Source organism: Coleofasciculus sp. C1-SOL-03 (assembly GCF_040220555.1).
Taxonomy (GTDB): domain Bacteria; phylum Cyanobacteriota; class Cyanobacteriia; order Cyanobacteriales; family Coleofasciculaceae; genus Coleofasciculus.
The window spans coordinates 65,765-85,076 of sequence record NZ_JAVJUO010000084.1 but is presented as its reverse complement, the minus strand read 5'-3'; the positions used below and the strand labels follow the sequence as shown (position 1 = coordinate 85,076).

General features: G+C 45.8%; 14 protein-coding genes. 9 read left to right on the top strand and 5 right to left on the bottom strand.

All coding sequences use genetic code 11. The features are described 5' to 3' along the window. The first annotated feature begins 55 nt into the window (after positions 1–55). From RIE73_RS15065 to RIE73_RS15050, 4 genes are all read left to right on the top strand, one after another. Positions 56–1,540, top strand: coding sequence for a phytoene desaturase (locus RIE73_RS15065; RefSeq protein ID WP_446401947.1), 1,485 nt, complete (start codon positions 56–58; stop codon positions 1,538–1,540). A 476-nt stretch (positions 1,541–2,016) separates the two neighbouring features. Beyond that, on the top strand, positions 2,017–2,268 hold the full coding sequence (locus tag RIE73_RS15060; RefSeq protein ID WP_446401946.1) for a hypothetical protein: 252 nt from the start codon (positions 2,017–2,019) through the stop codon (positions 2,266–2,268). A gap of 8 nt (positions 2,269–2,276) precedes the next feature. Next, entirely contained in the window at positions 2,277–2,672 is a 396-nt protein-coding gene (locus RIE73_RS15055) for a type II toxin-antitoxin system VapC family toxin (RefSeq protein WP_446401945.1), read from the top strand. A 184-nt stretch (positions 2,673–2,856) separates the two neighbouring features. Further along, positions 2,857–3,447, top strand: a complete 591-nt coding sequence (locus tag RIE73_RS15050; protein ID WP_446401944.1) for a Uma2 family endonuclease — start codon at positions 2,857–2,859, stop codon at positions 3,445–3,447. Positions 3,448–3,675: 228 nt separating this feature from the next. Here the strand turns inward: RIE73_RS15050 and RIE73_RS15045 are convergent, their stop codons facing one another. The 3 genes from RIE73_RS15045 to glgB form a co-directional block, all read right to left on the bottom strand. After that, a complete protein-coding gene (locus RIE73_RS15045; RefSeq protein WP_446401943.1) occupies positions 3,676–5,403 on the bottom strand; it encodes a tetratricopeptide repeat protein in 1,728 nt (575 codons plus the stop codon). A 246-nt stretch (positions 5,404–5,649) separates the two neighbouring features. Continuing rightward, positions 5,650–8,181 carry a glucosylglycerol hydrolase gene (gene gghA / locus RIE73_RS15040; protein WP_446401942.1) on the bottom strand — a complete coding sequence of 844 codons (2,532 nt, stop codon included), beginning with the start codon at positions 8,179–8,181 and terminating at the stop codon, positions 5,650–5,652. A gap of 193 nt (positions 8,182–8,374) precedes the next feature. Continuing rightward, complete coding sequence (gene glgB / locus RIE73_RS15035) at positions 8,375–10,639, bottom strand: 1,4-alpha-glucan branching protein GlgB (protein ID WP_446401941.1); 2,265 nt, start codon at positions 10,637–10,639, stop codon at positions 8,375–8,377. A 250-nt stretch (positions 10,640–10,889) separates the two neighbouring features. On the opposite strand from glgB, the gene RIE73_RS15030 reads away from it, so the two are divergent. The 4 genes from RIE73_RS15030 (at position 10,890) to RIE73_RS15015 (ending at position 14,889) form a co-directional block, all read left to right on the top strand. Next, entirely contained in the window at positions 10,890–11,237 is a 348-nt protein-coding gene (locus RIE73_RS15030) for a CU044_2847 family protein (protein ID WP_446401940.1), read from the top strand. Continuing rightward, entirely contained in the window at positions 11,227–12,123 is an 897-nt protein-coding gene (locus RIE73_RS15025; RefSeq protein ID WP_446401939.1) for a trypsin-like peptidase domain-containing protein, read from the top strand. Before RIE73_RS15030 ends, RIE73_RS15025 begins: the two co-directional genes overlap by 11 nt. Continuing rightward, positions 12,116–13,471: a VMAP-C domain-containing protein gene (locus RIE73_RS15020; RefSeq protein WP_446401938.1), complete on the top strand. Its 1,356-nt coding sequence runs from the start codon at positions 12,116–12,118 to the stop codon at positions 13,469–13,471. Before RIE73_RS15025 ends, RIE73_RS15020 begins: the two co-directional genes overlap by 8 nt. 410 nt (positions 13,472–13,881) lie before the next feature. Further along, a complete protein-coding gene (locus RIE73_RS15015; RefSeq protein ID WP_446401937.1) occupies positions 13,882–14,889 on the top strand; it encodes an AAA family ATPase in 1,008 nt (335 codons plus the stop codon). A 348-nt stretch (positions 14,890–15,237) separates the two neighbouring features. Here RIE73_RS15015 and RIE73_RS15010 read toward each other — a convergent pair whose 3' ends face one another. Continuing rightward, on the bottom strand, positions 15,238–15,885 hold the full coding sequence (locus RIE73_RS15010; protein WP_446401936.1) for a restriction endonuclease subunit R: 648 nt from the start codon (positions 15,883–15,885) through the stop codon (positions 15,238–15,240). Between the two features lie 128 nt (positions 15,886–16,013). Between RIE73_RS15010 and RIE73_RS15005 the strand changes: the two genes are divergently transcribed. Next, the gene (locus tag RIE73_RS15005) at positions 16,014–18,200 is read left to right on the top strand and encodes an SAV_2336 N-terminal domain-related protein (protein WP_446401965.1); all 2,187 of its coding nucleotides are present in this window, start codon (positions 16,014–16,016) and stop codon (positions 18,198–18,200) included. Positions 18,201–18,205: 5 nt separating this feature from the next. Here the strand turns inward: RIE73_RS15005 and RIE73_RS15000 are convergent, their stop codons facing one another. Continuing rightward, a complete protein-coding gene (locus RIE73_RS15000) occupies positions 18,206–19,243 on the bottom strand; it encodes an IS630 family transposase (protein ID WP_446401935.1) in 1,038 nt (345 codons plus the stop codon). Positions 19,244–19,312 lie beyond the last annotated feature (69 nt).

Genomic DNA, 19,312 nt, shown 5'->3' with positions numbered 1-19,312 from the left:
CCCTACATTCAGACAGACGCTGCAAAAGCGCGTCTCTACATTCTCAAAACTAACTATGCATATTGTGGTCATTGGTAGCGGATTTGGTGGACTCTCGGCGGCGATTCGGTTACAGGCTGGGGGTCATCAGGTGACGATTGTGGAAAAGCGCGATCGCGCTGGGGGGCGTGCTTATGTTTATCAACAGCAGGGGTTTACCTTTGATGGGGGTCCCACGATTATCACGGTGCCACATCTGATTGATGAGTTATTTGCCTTAGCGGGGAAAAAGACGAGGGATTATGTCAAACTGGTCCCCCTGGAACCGTTTTATAATGTTCGCTTTCCCGATGGATCAGTTTTTCATTACAACAATTCCACCGACTATTTAATTGAACAAATTCGGGCGTTTAATCCGGCTGATGTTGCTGGATATCAACGCTTTGCTAACGCGGCTAATGCGATTTTTGAGAAAGGATTGCCCTTGATGAATCAGTCGTTTAGTCGCTTCACCGATATGCTAAACGTGGCGCCGGATTTAATTCGCTTACAGACCTATAAATCTGTGGCTGGGTTGGTGAATCAGTACATTCAAGATGAACGATTGCGGCAAGTGTTTAGTTTTCATCCTTTATTAATTGGTGGAAATCCATTTCAGAGTACGGCTATTTACGCGATGATTCATAAGTTGGAACAAGCGTTTGGGATTTGGTTTCCGATGGGAGGAACGGGGGCATTAGTTCAGGCGTTAGTGCAATTGTTTCAGGAACTTGGGGGTCAATTGTTGCTGAATCAATCGGTAACAGAAATTGTCATAGATGAACGGACAAAACAAGCCACAGGTGTGAGGGTAGAGGGGGGAGAAGTGCTGAAAGCGGATGGGGTGGTGAGTAATGCGGATGTGGCGTTTACGTACTTGAATTTAATTCCCCCGAAATTTCGCCGCAAATATAATGACCGTCGGGTTAAACAGATGCGCTATTCCATGTCATTGTTTGTGCTGTATTTTGGTACAGATTGTCAGTATCAAGACATGGCACACCATGAAATCTTGATGGGGACTCGGTATCGGGAATTGATGCGGGATATATTTGTGCGCCAGCAGCTTACAGAGGATTTTGCCTTGTACTTACATCATCCTACCGCTACTGATCCATCCTTAGCCCCGCCCGGATGTGATTGTTGGTATGTGTTATCCCCGGTTCCTAATTTGGGAAGTCAAACCGATTGGCGGGTGATGGCGAAACCGTACCGGGATAAGATTATTGAGTATTTGGAACGGCATTATTTACCGGAGTTATCTCAGCATATTATTGCTGAATATTATATTGATCCGTTGCATTTTCGGGATACGTTAAATAGTTATTTAGGAAGTGCGTTTTCTGTAGAACCAATTCTCACCCAGTCGGCGTGGTTTCGTCCTCATAATCAGAGTGAAGATATTCCGAATCTCTATTTTGTAGGGGCGGGAACCCATCCGGGGGCGGGATTACCAGGGGTGATGAGTTCGGGAAAAATTGCGGCGCGGTTGATTGAAGAAAATCAAAGGGCGCGGGTTTAAATAGGGGCTGCTGAATAAGTCTTGTGGTGGCGATCGGGAATAGGGAATAGGCTTTCTTGCAATGGTTTCAACCCTCTGTCGAGGGAAAATTTGGCGATTAGGTCGGCAAAAAGTCGTAGGGTGCGTTAGCGAAGCGTAACGCACCATTGCTCTGATGCAAGATATCTGAATACTGGATAGTTAACCCCTTAGAGGCTAAAGTCACCCGCCTCACCTTGGTCGAAGGTTGGTATGACCCGACAGAATATAGAGGGAGCGATCGCGTTCACTGTGATCGGTTCCCCAACCTGGTGTTAACGGCTAAACAGGTGCTAAATGGCAATGTCATCTAACAACTTAGTTGAGTAGGGTGGGCAATGCCTACATATAGAGTGTTGAAAACTCGCCCACAATTTTTTAGGGCTAAGGTTCCCTGACTACGAACCCACCTGGGTAAAGCTACAATAGTGCCATATAAATTACCCCAACAATCCCCCATGAAAGTTAAAGGAATTATACGCGGCAAAACCATAGAGCTATTTCAAGAACTTCCCGTTCCTAATGGCGTGGAAATTTTTATTGAGATTCCGGATACTCCTTTATCGAACCCTGACCCCAATTGGCAACAGCTACAAGCCATTATTGGCGCATGGAAGGATGATCAAGAAATCGGAGACATTTTTGCTCAGATTGATAGAGAACGCCATGCTGATTTGGGTGAACCGATAGATTTTGATAATTTCAACTAACTATTCAGATGTACTTACTCGATACAAATATCTGTATAGCGATTATTCAGGGAAACCCATCGGCTATCGCTCATTTTCAGCAAAAATACCAGGACTGTTATCTGGTGACTCTAGTTCTTGGAGAACTCTATAAAGGCGTCTATTGTTCGAGTCGAGTTCAGCAAAATCTGCTGATTGTTGAACAGTTTGCCAACCAACTGCCTAAAATTAACTTCGATGAGAATGCCGCTATCGAATTTGGCAAAATTCAAGGAGAACTCAGACAAATCGGTAGACCAACTGGACAAATTGATGCACTCATTGCCGCCGTTGCTCGTTCTCGGTCTGATTGTTTAGTAACTGATAATATACGTCACTTTGTCAATATCCAAAATTTACACCTTGAGAATTGGTTAGTCCCTTAAACGATCGCAAAAGGCAGAATATCGGGTGAGCAAGCATGATAAACCTGGAAACGCTTCTATTATCGTTGGTGACTCTCAACTCCCCTACGGTAATACCATGGAGGTTTAGGTTCAACTCATCGGTCGTGAAGATTTAGACAATAACCCAATACACTAGAACTATTCCGCAAGCTCCCAACCTGCCATGACGACGACCACCAACCGCCTGACTCTCGATGACTATCTGCACTATGATGATGGCAGCGATACTCGCTACGAACTGGTTAACGGAGAATTAGTCCCGATGAGCCTGGGTACTGGCAAACATGGTGCAATCCTGAAATTCTTAGAACATACCTTTGATACTCAAGCCTCTGAAATGGGACAGCCGTGGATCGCCCTAGCTGGAATCGTGGGTATCCGTTCCCCTCGTTCAGGGCGTTGGGATACCGTTCGCATCCCGGATGTGGTAGTAATTCCCCTAGAACAGTGGCGTGAGTTACAACATCGGGAAGCGATTATCGAATTAAACGAACCCCCACCCCTGCTTGTGGTTGAAGTCGTCAGCGAATCGACCAAACGCACCGACTATCGCGCTAAACGCTCAGAATACAGTGTTCTGGAGATTCCTGAATACTGGATCGTTGACCCCCTAGAAGCTAAAGTCACCCGCCTCACCTTAGTCGAAGGATGGTACGATCCGACAGACTATAGAGAGAGCGATCGCATTCACTGTGATCGGTTCCCCAACCTGGTGTTAACGGCTCAACAGGTGCTAAACGGCAATGTTATCTAATAACTTAGTTGAGTAAGGTGGGCAATGCCCACCCTACTAGCTTGGCAAGCTTAAAACGGTGGTCAAGTATTTTCAAGGAACCCTTATGAGAGTAGCGATCCAGAAAATTTTTACCCACAACTTTAAGCTTGCCAGCCCACTACTTATAAAGTGTTGAAAACTCGCCCACAATTTTTTAGGGCTAAGGTTCCCTGACTACGAACATAAGACGAACAGATAAACAACTGTTTATCCTTCCATCCTTTCCCTCTCAATAGCCGCCAGATTGATTTGTAGATCTGCCCATTGATCAGGAAAATCATCGGGATTGTAAGCATCTAGGGCAGTTTTATAACAGGCTATAGCTTTTGTTCGATTTTGTTCCTTTTCGCCACAAATTCGCTGGCTGTAGGCATTCCCCAAATGATGGTGAGTCTCTGCCCAATTTAGGGGAAACGCCTCAAAGGTATAAACCTCTAGAACCTCTTGATAGATAGCAATGGCACGTTCTATATTCTCCGCCTTCTCTCCCCAAATGCGCTTCAAACAAACAGCCGCTAGATTTGTCTGGGTACTCGCCCAATAGTTGGGAAAATCCTCACGGGTGTAGACTTGTAGGGCAGCTTCATAAGATGCGATCGCCTTTTCTAGATTCTCGGCTACCTCTCCCTTGATCCGGTGACTGTAAGCAGTCGCCAGATTATTGTGTGTCATTGCCCATTGCTGGGGAAAGGTGTCACGGCTGTAAACCTCTAGGGCGGCGTGATAGGATGCGATCGCCTTTTCTAGATTCTCGGCTTCGTCTCCCCGGATTCGATCGCCATAAGCTGTACCCAGATTGTTTTGCGTATCTGCCCAATCGCTAGGATATTCCTGCCGGGTACAGATTTCCAGGGCGGCTTGAAAGCAGGCGATCGCCCGTTCTATATTCTCTGCTGTTTCTCCCTGGATTCGGTATAAATACGCTGTACCCAGATTGTTTTGCGTATCTGCCCAATTGGTGGGAAAGGCGTCACGGGTATAGACTTGTAGGGCAGCTTCAAAACAAGCGATCGCCTGTTCTATATTCTCTGCCTTCTCTTCCTGTATTCGATTAACTAAGGCATTGCCTAGATTGTAGTGAGTTCTTGCCCATTGGCGGGGGAAACCATCACGGCTATAGACTTGTAGGGCAGCTTCAAAGGATGCGATCGCCCATTCAATATTCTCCGCCAATTCTCCCCGAATTCGGCTACTATAGGCAAGACCCAGATTATTTTGCGTACTCGCCCAATCGGTAGGAAATGCCTCACGGGTGGAGATTTCTAGGGCAGCTTGATAGGATGCGATCGCACGTTCGATATTCTCTGCCCTCTCGCCCCGGATGCGGTTCCGGTAGGCAGTACCTAGATTATGGTGCAGAGTTGCCCAGGTTTCTGGATTCTGATCACGGGTTAAAAGTGTCAGCGCCACTTGATACCCTGCTATCGCAATTTCCAAATTATTCGCTTCATTTCCCCCAGAAAACGGCTCAATCAAGTTACTGAATTCACCAATAACTAACGCTAGATTTTGCGCTTGTTCTGCCTTTAACTCAGCCCGCATTAACTGTCCCCAGTCATACAATACCTGAGCAAAATTTTCATCCAACAGATGCAAGTTTTTCTGGAGTAAGGCATCAATAACCTGGGCATTCGCCTGAGTCTCCAAAATAGTCTTTAAAACTTGCTTGAGAAAATCGAGTTGAACGTCGGGATTGGGGCGTGAGGATGTTAATCCCAACATTGTTCCTAGCTGACTCGCTATCTCGGTTAAAAACTGCGCCCCCTGTTCATCGCCTCGTTCTGTTAAAACTAGGACTACCCGTACCATGGTTTCCAACAACCCCGCATCCACCAACTCGGCGTTATCCTGCAAAATCTTCCCTTCCTCGCCACTTGGACAAGCTAATAGAGCATTAATTAGAGTTAGATAGGCGTCGCGGCGTTGTTCATTCATGTTTATGTTTATGGTATTGCAAATCAGAGTTAGTTCTTCGGTAGGGGCGACCCGCTTGCACCAATGAACAACGGTATCCATATAATTTTATCGGGTCGCCCTTGACTTCTGACACTAAAACGATCGCAAATCACTCACCTCCAATCCTGGAGAGGCGATCGCAATCTGCCATTCCTCCAGTTTGTAGTAAGCGCTTTAGCGCTTTTGGCACGCTTCGTGTCTACTACGAACGAACGAAAATTTCCCTTAACCCACTCGTTCTAACAGTAACGCTTGGGTATCTCGTAACTCAAACGATCGCAAATCACTCACCTCCAATCCTGGAGAGGCGATCGCAATCTGCCATTCCTCTAAATCCAGTTGCAGCCAGTCTCCCAGCGTCACCGTAACTGGTTCACCGCCCATGTGAGACACCATCGCCATCTGATACGGCTTGTCACTCGCCCCTTCTTCTGTGGGTTGTGTGCGTAAGCCATAGAATAGGGTATAGTTTTCCTCACTAATTCGATTAAACCGATCCAATCCCGATAAATTATGCCGCAACCAAGGATGATCATGACGGAAACGACGCAAGGTTAAATTAAACGCCGCTAATTCTGGCACCAAATACTCCTCATAATTCCATACATTACAAGCTTGGTGCATATCTTCCATAAACGCCCTAGCAAATACCTTCAGTTTTCCGACATCCAACTCCGTCAACACCTGGGATTTTTCTGGTACATTTAGCTTCTGTAATTGTGCCGCTGATTTCCGCTGGGTTGCTTCCTGTTTAACCTCTTCTTTCTCCGACTCCGCCCCCAAATAACGCTGACATAAACGCGCCACTTCTTCTAAATCATAATTCGTTTCTTCAATGGCATCATAAAGTCCGCGCATAAACTGACGTAATTCATCAATCTTGCGGAATCCCATCTGCTTCAGCCGGGGGAAAATCGTCTCTTGATCGTTATACACATACTTCTCCACCTGCCAATCTAAAAATCCGGCTTCTTCCGCCGCCACTTTCACCCCATAGCGATCATCGGTATTGCGGAAAAAGCCCCAGGCGGCTTCCATGGTGCAGTTAATAAAGTCCATCGGTAAACCGGGACTAAACCCATACACCCATAACGTCACAGCCGGATTATTATACGCTGTATTCAACACTTCCGGTAAGCTTTTTCCCAAATTCCAATTAATCGGTAATCCGGGTTCTACCTGAGTGCCTCGGCGTAACGTGTCATGGTTTCCACAGCCGGTAATCCAGTTTTCGCCAACCTGCATTACATCACAGACGCGACGCCATTTCTTGTCCCAAAACTTCTGCAAACCGGGGGTATTATGGGCAAAGATTAACGGACCCCACTGAAACGCATCGGGCATAAATTCAACAATATCCCGATAGGTGGAAATCTCTTCCCACCCTTCAGCGGGCCACGGGCGTCCATCCTCAAAAATAGCAAAGAGTCGCCGCTGATGTGACCCAATGTCTTGCACTACTTCGCCCATATCTCTGAGATAGGCATCGTCATATTCAACTCGCCCCGATATAGGGTTAAAAAACTTGAAATCCTGGGCACCATCCACGCGAATTCCATCCACGCCAAAATTATTTTTCCGCCGCTGCATTTCCAACAAAATTGCCCGGACAACGGGATTTTGATGGTTCACATCTTGACCGTACATATTCGGTCCTTTGAGGAAGCGCCCATTCAGGACATCTAACGCCTGGTTATCTGCGTGACCATACACAATATCAAAGATGACTTGGATTGGACCCGTGGGGAAAGTATGAAGTGTACTAATAAACTCCACTAATTCATCCGGGCGCAGGGTTTCCAGGACAGAGGGATTGGTCGCTGAAGACCCAAAAATAACGATATCATAACCCCAGTTTTGGATATCCGATTTTTTCAGAGTGATTTTAATGTCCTCAGTTCCGTAATCTACCTGTTCGGTTTCGGGGTCAATTTCGTCTAGGTCATCTTCATTGAAGATAAAAAACCCTTGTCCCAAATCATGTTCCATCCGATATTCTACGGTGGGTTCAATGGGGAGAAGTTGCACCGCATCATAGCCGATGTAGCATTGTTCGGCTGGGGTTAAAGCGTCATTGGCGTTAATTTTTTTGGCAATCCGTTGATAGATTCGGGTTAATCCTGCCAGTGTGCCTTCTTTAGCGGCGGTGGTGATATGAATCTGTAAGATATTACGGGGTGGATGAACGCGAATAATCCCGGATTCATCTTTGTCCCCTTGACCTAAATACTCCAAGTCGCTGCGTTTTTCTTGTAACTGATTTAGGTCATAGAGTTCGGCGGGGGCGTAGACGCCATAGGGTAAGGAATAGGCTAAAACATCGCCAATGGTTTGGATTTCATTCTGGAAATCTAAGTATTTTAGCCAATAGAAGGAACCTATCTGGTCTTTGGTTCCCGGACGCATTCCGGAAACGACGCCCCAGAAATATTCGCCTTGTTTTTCCAGTTGCAGGTGTTCCCGATGAACTTTGACCTTTTGGTTGGGTAAGGTGGGGTCAATGTTGTTCAGGGGGGTGAGAACTTCCAGATAAATGTTCTTCGGTTGGAACATATCTGCGCCTAATTCCGGTGTCCAGAAGCCTATTTCGGTGAGTCCATCGGCACGATAATGGGCACCGAGGCGGGTGGCTAATGTTTTGGCTTTGTGGAATATGGTGTCGTCGGATTGTTGAACGCTATCTGCCCAATCGAGGAGTTTTTGGGTTTGGTCGGATATTAAGGTGATGGGTTGTCTTTTGGTTGCGGTTTTTGTCATGTTTGCTTGGTAATTGATCAACAAAAGATTCGTTTTTGTCCCTTAATGACGGATTTTTTTTAACGCAGAGGGACGCAGAGGTTGGCGCAGAGGGGCGCAGAGGGTTTTGGGGTAAGGCTGCATGGCTGTGCGTTGACTGTCCAGTTAAACTTTTACAAAGGACAAATGACAAATGACTAATGACTCTCTCCGACTACTTATTCCGATCTAATTTCAGAATCAAGACGCCCAAGGGTGGCAAGCACAAATCAATATAATAAGACCAGCGGGGATGAGACCATTCCCCTGTCCAGCGACCGCCCATATTTCCCATGTTGCTACCGCCGTAATTTTCAGCATCGCTGTTCAAGATTTCAGCATAGAAACCGGGTTCGGGGACACCCACCCAATAGTCGGGATGGGGTTGAGGAGTAAAGTTACAAACGGTGACGATAAAGTCATCTGAGTCTTTGGCTTTGCGAATAAATGAGACGACACTATTGTCAGCATCGTTACAGTCAATCCATTCAAAGCCTTGATGAGAAAAGTCTTGAGTATAGAGGGCGGGTTCATTTTTATACAGGTGATTCAAATCCGCCATAAACCGCTTCAGTTGTTGGTGGGGTGCATGTTGCAACACGCCCCAATCTAAGTCTGCCCAAGCGTTCCACTCGCTGCGTTGTCCGAATTCCATGCCCATAAATAGGGTTTTCTTTCCGGGATGGGTGTACATGTAGGCATACAAACAGCGGAGATTGGCAAATTTCTGCCAGTCATCTCCCGGCATTTTACTCAGCAGGTTGCCTTTCCCGTGGACGACTTCATCATGGGATAGCGCCAGCATGAAGTTTTCGCTGAAGGCGTACATGATGCTGAAGGTGACGTTATTTTGATGGTAGGGACGATACAGGGGATCTTTAGCAAAATAATCCAACATATCGTGCATCCAGCCCATATTCCACTTGAAGCTGAAGCCTAAGCCACCCAGGTAAGTGGGACGAGAGACGAGGGGCCAAGCGGTGGATTCTTCAGCAATGGAGAGGATGCCGGGATAATAGCCGAATATCTGATAATTCAGATAGCGCAAAAAGTCTGCCGCTTCCAGGTTTTCGTTACCCCCGTACTGATTCGGTACCCATTCCCCGTCTTTGCGATCGTAGTCCAGGTATAACATGGACGCCACCGCATCCACGCGAATCCCGTCAATATGATAGCGGTCAAACCAGAATAGGGCATTGGCAACCAAAAAGTTGCGAACTTCGTTACGGGAGTAGTTGAAGACTAGGGTACCCCATTCCTTATGTTCCCCTTTGCGGGGATCAGCGTGTTCGTATAAATGCGTGCCATCAAAGAAGGCTAATCCATGCCTGTCTTTGGGAAAATGACCCGGAACCCAATCCACAATCACGCCAATATCATTTTGGTGACATTGGTCGATGAAATACATTAAATCTTGAGGCGTTCCATACCGGGAGGTGCAGGTGTAGTATCCCGCCACCTGATACCCCCAAGACCCATCATAAGGATGTTCGGCAACCGGGAGGAGTTCGACGTGGGTGAAGCCCAGTTCTTTGACATAAGGAATCAGGCGTTCGGCTAATTCCCGATAGGTGAGGAAGCGTCCCTCGGGTTTCTGGGAAACTTTCACCACAGGGCGAGTTTCCCCATCGGGTAATTCGGGCGGAATTTCGGCACTCTCATGCAGCCAGGAACCCAAGTGAACCTCATACACGGAAATGGGTTGTTCTTGGGGGTCAGTATGGCGACGGCGTTCTAGCCAGTCTTCGTCGTGCCAAGTGTAGTCGAGACTATTGACAATTGACGCGGTTTGGGGTCTAATTTCCTGTTCAAAGCCGTAGGGGTCGGATTTGTGATAAATATGTCCGACGTGGTTTTTCACTTCGTACTTATAGTGTTCTCCGATGCCAATTTCCGGGATAAACAGTTGCCAAATCCCGTTTCCCAGTTGGCGCATCTGATGTTCGCGTCCATCCCAGTTATTAAAATCACCAATAACCGAGACATTACGGGCGTTCGGTGCCCATACCGCAAAGTGAACCCCTTGGACGCCATTAAATTCCGTAGGGTGAGCGCCCAATTTCTCATAAATGCGATGATGATTGCCTTCGGCAAATAGGTGAATATCAAAATCCGTCAAACGCGGTGAGCGAAAGGCGTAGGGGTCATAGATGACCCGTTCATGTTCGCCTTCTTTAATCCGCAGTTGATAGTTAGCTAATTCGGGTATCTCAATCTCACATTCAAATAAATGAGGATGACTAACCGCTTGCATCGGGTATTCTTCCCGTTCCGTGGGACGAATCACCCAAGCGGCGTCGGCTTTCGGCAGGTAAGCCCGCACAACCCAGCTTGTTTTACCCTCCCGTTCAACGGGATGAGACCCAAGAATTTCAAAGGGATCATGGTGTCGATTACTCACAATCCGATCGATTTGATCTGGGGAGATGGTTATTGTCATGGCGTTACCTTGTTTAACTTCCCAGACTTAATAGTAATCAAGATTTCTCCACTGGTACAATTTGGTGTTTGTGTAGGGGCGGGTTTCACCACTACCGTTTTAGTTTTACCCAGATGCGACTAAACCCGCCCTGACCTGTGTAGGGGCGGGTTTCACTACTATCGTTTCTTGTTTCATCCAGATGTAACTAAACCCGCCCTCACTTGACCATTTGATAAAATCAGGTACAACACCATTCTCCAGATCACAATTGAAACAACTCGTTGAATTTTTCCTAGACGACAACACCACCTTCTTAGTCGAGGTAGAGGAACCCGAAACGACGGCGGTTGAACGAGTCGCGTTACCCTCGGGGCGATTAGCGCTGAAAGCCCAACGTTCCTTTGATCAGGCACTGGATACAATTAAGCCTGTCGCCTCTAAGATCATTTCTAAACTCAACGATCTCAACACACCTGCTGATGAAGTGGAAGTCAAGTTTGGGCTAAAGTTAACCGCTGATGCAGGCGCTGTCTTTACCTCTGTGGGTGGCGAAGTTAGCTATGAAATCACATTGAAGTGGAATCAGTCTCAGTCAAGGAAACGCGATGGCAGATAACTCAGCTTACCTGAATGCCTTTAAAACTGGGATTATTCGTATATCCCACGCGAATGGAGTCGTAGTTGGAGCGGGGTTTCTCGTTTCTCCTAATTATGTGCTAACTTGCGCTCATTTGGTGGCTCAAGCGCTGACAATTCCCCCCACTACTCCCAATATGCCAACGGGTTTGATTGATCTAGATTTTCCTTTAATTGCACCGGGAAAGAAAATTCAGGCAAGGGTAGAGTTTTGGCAACCCGTGAATCCTTCGGTAGCTGGAGAAGATATTGCTGGATTGAAAATAGAAGGTGAATGTCCGCCTGGAGTGCAACCCGTGCGATTAGTGACAGCCGACGATGTTTGGCAACATCCAGTGCGCGTGTTTGGCTTTCCCAGTGGACATAATGATGGCGTTTGGGCGACGGGGGTACTGCGCGGGGAATTAGGCAATGGTTGGATACAGATGGAAGCCGTTAATGTTCCCGGTTATCGCGTAGAACCGGGGTTTAGTGGTGCGCCCGTGTGGGATGAAACCTTGTCGGGAGTTGTCGGGATGGCGGTGGCGGCGGAACGACAACGAGAGGGGGTGAAGGCGGCGTTTATGATTCCCACAAAGGTACTGAGTCAAACTTGGTCGCTTCTTGGTCAATCCGAGGATTTTGTCCCCCAATCAACGCCACACAAGTCTAGCAAGAAACTGTCGAGAGCTACAAAACTGAAAATTGAAAAGCTTGAGGCTGATCTCAATAAGCTAGAGGCAGATTATAAACAGGTTGCCCAAAAGAAACGACGCGAAAGTAACCCGCAAGAACTGAATAACCTGGAACTACAGCTTGATGAAATCGCGAACCAGATGGAGGAATTTGAGCAAGAGCTTGATACACTAACGAATGAAGATGAGTAAAGCCAAGCGACTTCGTATCGAAAGCCTTGAGGATGATCTGCAAAAGCTAGAGGCAGATTACAAACAGGTTGCTAACAAGAAACGGCGTGAAAGTAATCCACAAGAACAGAATAACCTGGAACTACAGCTTGATGCGATCGCGAACCAAATTGACCACATTGAGCAGGAACTCAACCAGCTAAAACAGGGCGATACGGGGACTCACACCCAGCACCTCATGGCTATTTTAGCCTCCGTTGATCCACCAACAACCCAACGGATCAAGGCAGCTTACCTAGCCTCTCGCCCTTCCAGTTGGAGTGATTTTCGTCCAGTCATTCCAACTACGATAGAACAACTGTTGGCAGATTTAGCTGATATGCCTTCTGGGGATAGTGGATACAAGCGAATTGATCAGTTTGCAGCACATTTAATTGCCGATGATCAAATTCCTCCGCGCTTGCGTCAACAGTTGCAAGATTGGCTAAAGCAAAACGTTGATAATGTTGTTCCATTACTCACTCAAATTCAAGCCAAAACCGACCCAGAACAATTTTATCTCATGGTATGGATTCAGCCCAGCCAGCAAAAAAAGAATTGTTATTTTATTAAAGCCTGGTTAGCGATTCCTCGCCCATCGAATCAGGGAGAAAGCAACTATGACTACGAACCCATTTCTCTAGCCAATACTGAAGCCGAACCCGTTCCCTTAACTCAGATTCCCCAGTTACTCAAAGAAATTCTGATTCAAAGTAGTCACAAATGTGCGATGAGTGACTTAACCCTTGAATTTTTCTTGCCTCGTCAGTTACTGAATCATGATGTTGATCGGTGGGAAATTGAGATCAGTGAGGATTTGTTAATTCCCTTGGGCGTGGAATGTAGCGTTGTCGTGCGTTCTGAAGAAAGACTTTCACCAAATTATTGTCTCAAAAAGAAAGATTGGCAGAAAAAATGGCAGCGACTCAAGCGACTTAACCATTACCCTTCCTCTAAACTTGTTGCTTCAGGAGATTGTGCTTGGAATCAACTCTATGTTGAGTTAAGAAAAGAGGATATTCTTGGCTGTACTCTAGCCAAGGTTCCCCAACCGATGGGAAAAGAAAGTGTTTTTAATGTGATTTTAGGAACAGCGATACCTTTAGCGATCTGGGTGCGGTGTAATTTAGCGCATTTAAATTGTTCCCAAGAATTAAATCAGTTATTAAAGTGTTGTATTTCTGAACTTCCAACTACGATTAAAGGAAAACGAGAAGCGGCTTTTGCGTCTCATCCCCATCTGCGTGGACTGCATATTGGATCTCATCTTTCTCTGATGTGGGAAGATCCCGATCGCGTCCCGCCCACGATTCACTATTCTACACCTTAAAAACAATGGCACTAAGAATTTGCATTTTTGGATCACCGGAATTCTTGATATATCGTAGGGTGGGCATTGCCCACCAACCTTAATTCATACCAAGTTGTAGTCTAAAGTAGAATCTGTCATGCTGAGCAGAATGCAGTGAAACGGAATGACGCGAAGCATCTGTCCAGATTCTAAAGCTCGTTCCTCGCTATAGCTTCGCTTCACGCTTTGCTCAGAATGACATGATAGAACGCAACTTTGTATCAGTACCATTCAGCTTAAAAACCTTGGCGGGGCGTAGGGTACACATTGGGAAAAGGGCGCACATTAGGGAAAAGGGCGCACGTTGGCAAAAGGGCGCACGTCGGTGCGCCCCTACAATTGTAATCGATAAATTAATGTCATCATGTTTTTACCCGTCACAATGAACCATGAACAATGAGCAATCAAAAAATTGGCAAATCTTTCAGGGAACAGGAATCCCTCATAACCAAATAAATCGCCTTCCGCCCCCTCCAAGCTGGCGTCAATTTGATGGACTAGCTGATGGTGCTACCGCCGCCAAAAAGCAGCAACGGGGGGCTACGTTTCAGGCGCGTCCAGAGGAAATTGAACTCGTTAATGCGGCACTTTATTTACGACGCCCTCTATTAGTCACTGGAAAACCGGGAACGGGAAAAACATCATTGGCTTATGCGATCGCCTATGAATTACAATTAGGCGAAGTGTTAAGGTGGTCTATTACCACGCGCACCAATCTCAAAGATGGACTTTACCGCTATGATGCTATTGGTCGCTTACAAGATGCTCAGGGTAAGGGTGAAGATAACTTAGAGGAGATTGGTCAGTATATTCGGTTGGGTCCATTGGGAACCGCTTTGCTTCCCTCCGATAAACCCAGGGTATTACTGATTGATGAAATTGACAAAAGCGACATTGATTTACCCAATGACTTACTGCATATTTTTGAGGAAGGAGAGTTTGAGATTCCAGAGTTGGTTCGGATTGCGGGGCGATTAGAACAGGTTGAAATCCGCACCGCTTATAGCGATGAGACGGAGGCAACGGCGCAGGATTTTACGACAGTTATTAGCAAAGGACGAGTCCGCTGTCAAGCCTTTCCGTTTGTGATTTTAACCAATAATGGAGAGCGAGATTTTCCACCACCGTTTTTACGGCGCTGTCTGCGGCTGAATATGAGGGAACCTAATCAGGATGAACTTACCCGAATTGTTAAAGCGCATTTGGGTGAAAAAGTGGCGGATAAAGCAAAGGGTTTGATTGCCCATTTTTTAAAGAAGCGAGAACAGGGAGATTTAGCCACGGATCAGTTACTCAATGCGATTTATTTATTAACCCGCGAACGGATACCATCGGGTCAAGAAAAAGCGAAGTTAGTTGAGCAATTGCTCAAGTATTTGAGTAGCACAGAGGATTAATATCATGTCCGGTGGAATACTTACACTATCTGTTGAGACAAGGCAGAAGGCAGAAGGCAGAGGGCAGAAGGGAAGGAGGAAGGTTGCAAGGTACAAGGGAATAATGACTGTTTGGACGGACATGATATAATTCCTGTTCTCAGCTAGCCCTAACCCCCCTTTGAAAGGGAATAGAGAGAGGGGAGCAAGAGTATGTAGGGTGGGCAAGAATGATAAATCTGGAAATGCTTATAGTATCGTTAATTGCTCTTGCCCACCTCACGGTAAATGGCTTTGACTATAGAGTTATTCATGGAATATAAATGGTGCGTTACGCTTCGCTAACGCACCCTACGATTCTGAGTTTATTTATCTCATATTGGCAGAGGTTGATGGATGAATAAGTTTTTTTAAGATTCTCAGGACATCACCCAAACCATTTTGGCTATTGCCAATTCCAAACAAATCAGACATGGCATACATAGGAGTAGCGGCTTTGACTAATTTAAGGAATAGAAAACTTCCCCCATTCGTAATCATACCGAAGCTAGGTTGCTCTGAATTGGGGGTTCCTAGCATATAGGCAAGAATTTGGGCTAATCCAGCTTCGACAGAGAAATGAGCTTGTTTGGATTCAATTACCATCACCCAAAGTTGATCTTTGAGAACCAAGGTGTCGAGGTTCCCTTTGACGAGAATTCCTCGTTCTTCATCTTGGGCGGAGATTTTGACACTGCTTTCGGCTCTTAAATTTAAAGGCGCTAAATAAAATTGTCCGATAAATAATAAGGGGGAAACAACTGCCAAGTTGATAGGTTTTTCTAGCAGGGGTGGTTGTTTGAGTAAATTGAAATAGCCAGCGCGGACTTGTTCTAGAAGTTGTTTTTGCCAGTCGGTGAGTTCGGGTAAGTCGGATTGCCACTCCGGGAAAAACTGTTCATCGTCAACTCGCTGAAGCTGAAAGTGGGTTTCTAATTGTTCTAGCGTGACATCTTTGGCTGGAATGGTTTGAACCATACTATAAAAGAATAGGGGATGAAGTTTTGTACTAGGTTGTTGGTTGGCTTGAGAGGAATTGTAGCTTAAGTCAGATGAGGTAGAAGGAAAGAAAGAAGTGTAGAGAAAATCTGCTGTACAATGTGCCTATGATTCAACAGGCGATCGCACTCCTCAATCAGGTTGGCTTAGAACTTACGGCGGAAGAGATTGCCGATATCTTTTGGTTGGCGCTGCAAATGGGGGAAACGGAATCCGCATCTTCCTCCCCGGAAACGCCGCCAATAAATTTAAATCCGCCAACAGCTACGGCTAGCGAACCCTACGCAGAACTCTATTCCTCTCCTCCACCTGCTTCTATCCCCCAGTCTGATTCTCCCCCATCTGCTTCTTCTCCATCCCCTCAGCTAGATTCTCCCCCACCGTCTCAACTCCTTCCCTTTGAAACGCCAGCCGCCCCCGCCTTGCGGAATCCTTTAGCCATCGCCCGGGCAATTCGTCCCCTGATGCGGAAAGTTCCATCCCGTACTGAAACCATTCTGGATGAAGAAGCCACAGCCCGACAAATTGCCGAAAAAAATATCTGGATTCCTGTGCTAGAACCTGCACCCGAACGCTGGTTAGAATTAGCGCTGGTTATTGAGGAATCGAGTTCCCTGCCGATTTGGCAAGAAACGATTACAGAATTGCAAACGCTGCTGGAACGCCAGGGTGCGTTTCGCGATGTCCGCACCTGGCGCTTAAATGCTAATGCTGATGAGTCATTGTACCTCTTGCCGGGACAGGGTTCAGCCACACTCAAACAACGCCCCCGCAACCCCAAGGAATTGATTGATCCCTCAGGGCGGCGGTTAATTCTCCTGGTTAGCGACTGTGTATCTGATATGTGGCGTTTAGGCAAAATCCAGACTCTGTTGCGACGGTGGGCGAATCAGAATCCCGTGTCTGTGCTTCAGTTATTACCTGAATCCTATTGGAAACGCAGTGGTTTAGGTGCAGGAATTTCCGTGCAACTGGGGGCGTTTGCACCAGGGGTTCCCAATTCCCAACTGGTAATTGAAGAGATACCCCCTTGGCTGGAGGTGAATTTAGCCACAGCATTACCGTTACCTGTAGTAACACTGGAACCTGAACCCTTGGCGCAGTGGGCGCAGTTGGTGGCGGGTACAGGGGGAACGCGGATGCCGGGAGTGTTGTTTGATTCGGCGTTAATGGAGGCGATGGCACAGGAGATGGAACAGACAATCTCCTCACGTTCAGCATCAGAATTAGTCCAGCATTTTCGGGCAACCGCGTCTCCCACCGCCCGACGCTTGGCTGGGTTGATGGCGGCGATTCCAGTAACCTTGCCTGTGGTGCGTCTGATTCAGCAAACCATGCTGCCAGAATCGGGGCAAATTCATGTTGCTGAAGTGTTTATGAGTGGGTTATTGACTCCTTCCCTTGCTCTTAAGGGGGATAGCACTGACTTAAGCTGGGTTCGTAGTAGGCACTTGAGTGCCAGCAGCGCTAAAGCGCTTACTACAAATTCTAAAGTCAGTGACATTCCTCTTCAGGTGGCTGGGGGGTTAAGTTTTTCCCATCAATCCGAACCGATTTACTATGACTTTCAACCTGGCGTGCGAGAATTGCTGCTGGATTCTATTCCTATTTCCGATACCGATGAAGTGTTGGAACAAGTCTCTCAGTTTATCGCCCGTAAAGCCGGGGTTTCGATTAAGAGTTTTACCGCGTTCCTATCGCCTTATGCCAAGTGGGATGAAACGGTGCAGCAGCAGATTGCGCCCTTTGCCCAGGTTACCCGTCAGGTGCTGCGGCGGTTGGGAGGAGAGTATGCGGCATTAGCGGAGCAGTTGGAACGGCGTTCTCCGGTTGTTTCTGATGTTTCAGATAATGAGGCTTCTGGGTTTCCTCCCTTACAAACCTTTACGTTTGAAGAGGTAACTATCTTCCTTAAAGCTGAGACAGAAACCGCCCTTGATCTGCAAGCATTTGATTTTAAAGTGGCAAAGATACAGATACAGAATGCTGTTAAAACTGCTGAGGAAGCCGTTTTTGCTATGACAGGACGATCATTTAACGATATTCAAAAAGGTATCCTAAGAGGAGCATTAAAAAATAAAACCTACGAAGAAATAGCGGTTTCAGGATTATACAGCTCAGAGTATGTGAAATCTATAGGCGCTAAGTTATGGAAATTACTGACAGAAGCGTTGAATCAAAAAGTTAGTAAAACTAATCTGAATGCTGTGTTAGGCAAGGGATTAACGATTCACCATTTTCAGCAACAAGCTTGGAGTTTTACGGAGGATTTAGGTAAAGGAATTCAACTATAGCAATCCTAAATAGATTGTGGCAAAATTCCATACTGAAAAATTTTCGGAAAATCGAATATTTGACCATCAGCAAAAAACTTAAATAGCCACTTAACTATTTTAAAAGAGCTGCAAAGATGATAAAATTTTCTGATGAACGTTTTGACTTGTAACCAAATATCTTCTACGGGGTTTTGTTCCGGAGCGTTCGGAGCAAATTTTGTACAATTTATTAACCAATTTTCTTCTGATAAATCTTGATTAATTGTTCTTAAGTATTCTCGAAACTGCTTAGAATCATGGTAAGTTGCACCATCCCAAAATATCGCTATTTTCTTGCCCGGTCGTTGCTTTTTTAAATACTCAATAAAATCGATGGTATTTTCGGTGTTTCCGCTTTTGTACTCTTTGACTATAAATTCTTTGGTTTGATAATCCAACGCTCCATAATAAGTCTGTCTTTCTTTTTCATTTTTTATAGGAACTTCTATCCTTTTATCTGTTCTTCCCCAGACATAACCTAACAGATCGCCCCACAGTAGATGACATTCATCAACCATAAACACTGCCAGGTTTTCAGCCTCTATGTCCGGTTTCCATTTTCCTAATTTATCCTCTATTTCTTTTTTTTTAGCTTTCACTAATTCATCATTTTTAGCCGGATTCCTTTTTTGAGTCTTTTTCCAACTAACTTGAGCCTCTTTAAATAAGCTATAATAACTTTGATTGGACTCAAAAACTACATTGTATTGCTCCTGCAAATAATTCTGTAAGTCTGATAATCTTAGATAATCTTGTTCTCTCAGCCACTGAACTGTTTGGTCTTTTTCTTCAAGTTTTAAGTAACTTTGTCTGCCTTTATATTGAAGCTTTAAACTTTCTACACCCTGAAAAAGTGCCTGATTTTTCCATTGGCTGATAAAACTGTGAGAAACTTTTAATAGTTCTTTGACTTCACGATACGATTTTCCTTCCAAAATCATTTTTACTGCCAAGGCTCTCTTAATTTCTTTGGTCTCTTTTGTCTGGTTGATAAAATCAGCCAATTCATCTATAATATTCATTTTGTGTCTTTTCCCTAGGGGTGTATTATTACTATTATATCTGTTGCGACCTATTTAGGGCTGCTATAG

Bases quoted from the DNA above. Each gene is read 5' to 3' on its own strand.
- RIE73_RS15065 (WP_446401947.1), top strand. From the start codon at position 56: ATGCATATTGTGGTCATTGGTAGCGGATTTGGTGGACTCTCGGCGGCG.
- RIE73_RS15060 (WP_446401946.1), top strand. From the start codon at position 2,017: ATGAAAGTTAAAGGAATTATACGCGGCAAAACCATAGAGCTATTTCAA.
- RIE73_RS15055 (WP_446401945.1), top strand. From the start codon at position 2,277: ATGTACTTACTCGATACAAATATCTGTATAGCGATTATTCAGGGAAAC.
- RIE73_RS15050 (WP_446401944.1), top strand. From the start codon at position 2,857: ATGACGACGACCACCAACCGCCTGACTCTCGATGACTATCTGCACTAT.
- RIE73_RS15045 (WP_446401943.1), bottom strand. From the start codon at position 5,403: ATGAATGAACAACGCCGCGACGCCTATCTAACTCTAATTAATGCTCTA.
- gghA (WP_446401942.1), bottom strand. From the start codon at position 8,181: ATGACAAAAACCGCAACCAAAAGACAACCCATCACCTTAATATCCGAC.
- glgB (WP_446401941.1), bottom strand. From the start codon at position 10,639: ATGACAATAACCATCTCCCCAGATCAAATCGATCGGATTGTGAGTAAT.
- RIE73_RS15025 (WP_446401939.1), top strand. From the start codon at position 11,227: ATGGCAGATAACTCAGCTTACCTGAATGCCTTTAAAACTGGGATTATT.
- RIE73_RS15020 (WP_446401938.1), top strand. From the start codon at position 12,116: ATGAGTAAAGCCAAGCGACTTCGTATCGAAAGCCTTGAGGATGATCTG.
- RIE73_RS15015 (WP_446401937.1), top strand. From the start codon at position 13,882: ATGAACAATGAGCAATCAAAAAATTGGCAAATCTTTCAGGGAACAGGA.
- RIE73_RS15010 (WP_446401936.1), bottom strand. From the start codon at position 15,885: ATGGTTCAAACCATTCCAGCCAAAGATGTCACGCTAGAACAATTAGAA.
- RIE73_RS15005 (WP_446401965.1), top strand. From the start codon at position 16,014: ATGATTCAACAGGCGATCGCACTCCTCAATCAGGTTGGCTTAGAACTT.
- RIE73_RS15000 (WP_446401935.1), bottom strand. From the start codon at position 19,243: ATGAATATTATAGATGAATTGGCTGATTTTATCAACCAGACAAAAGAG.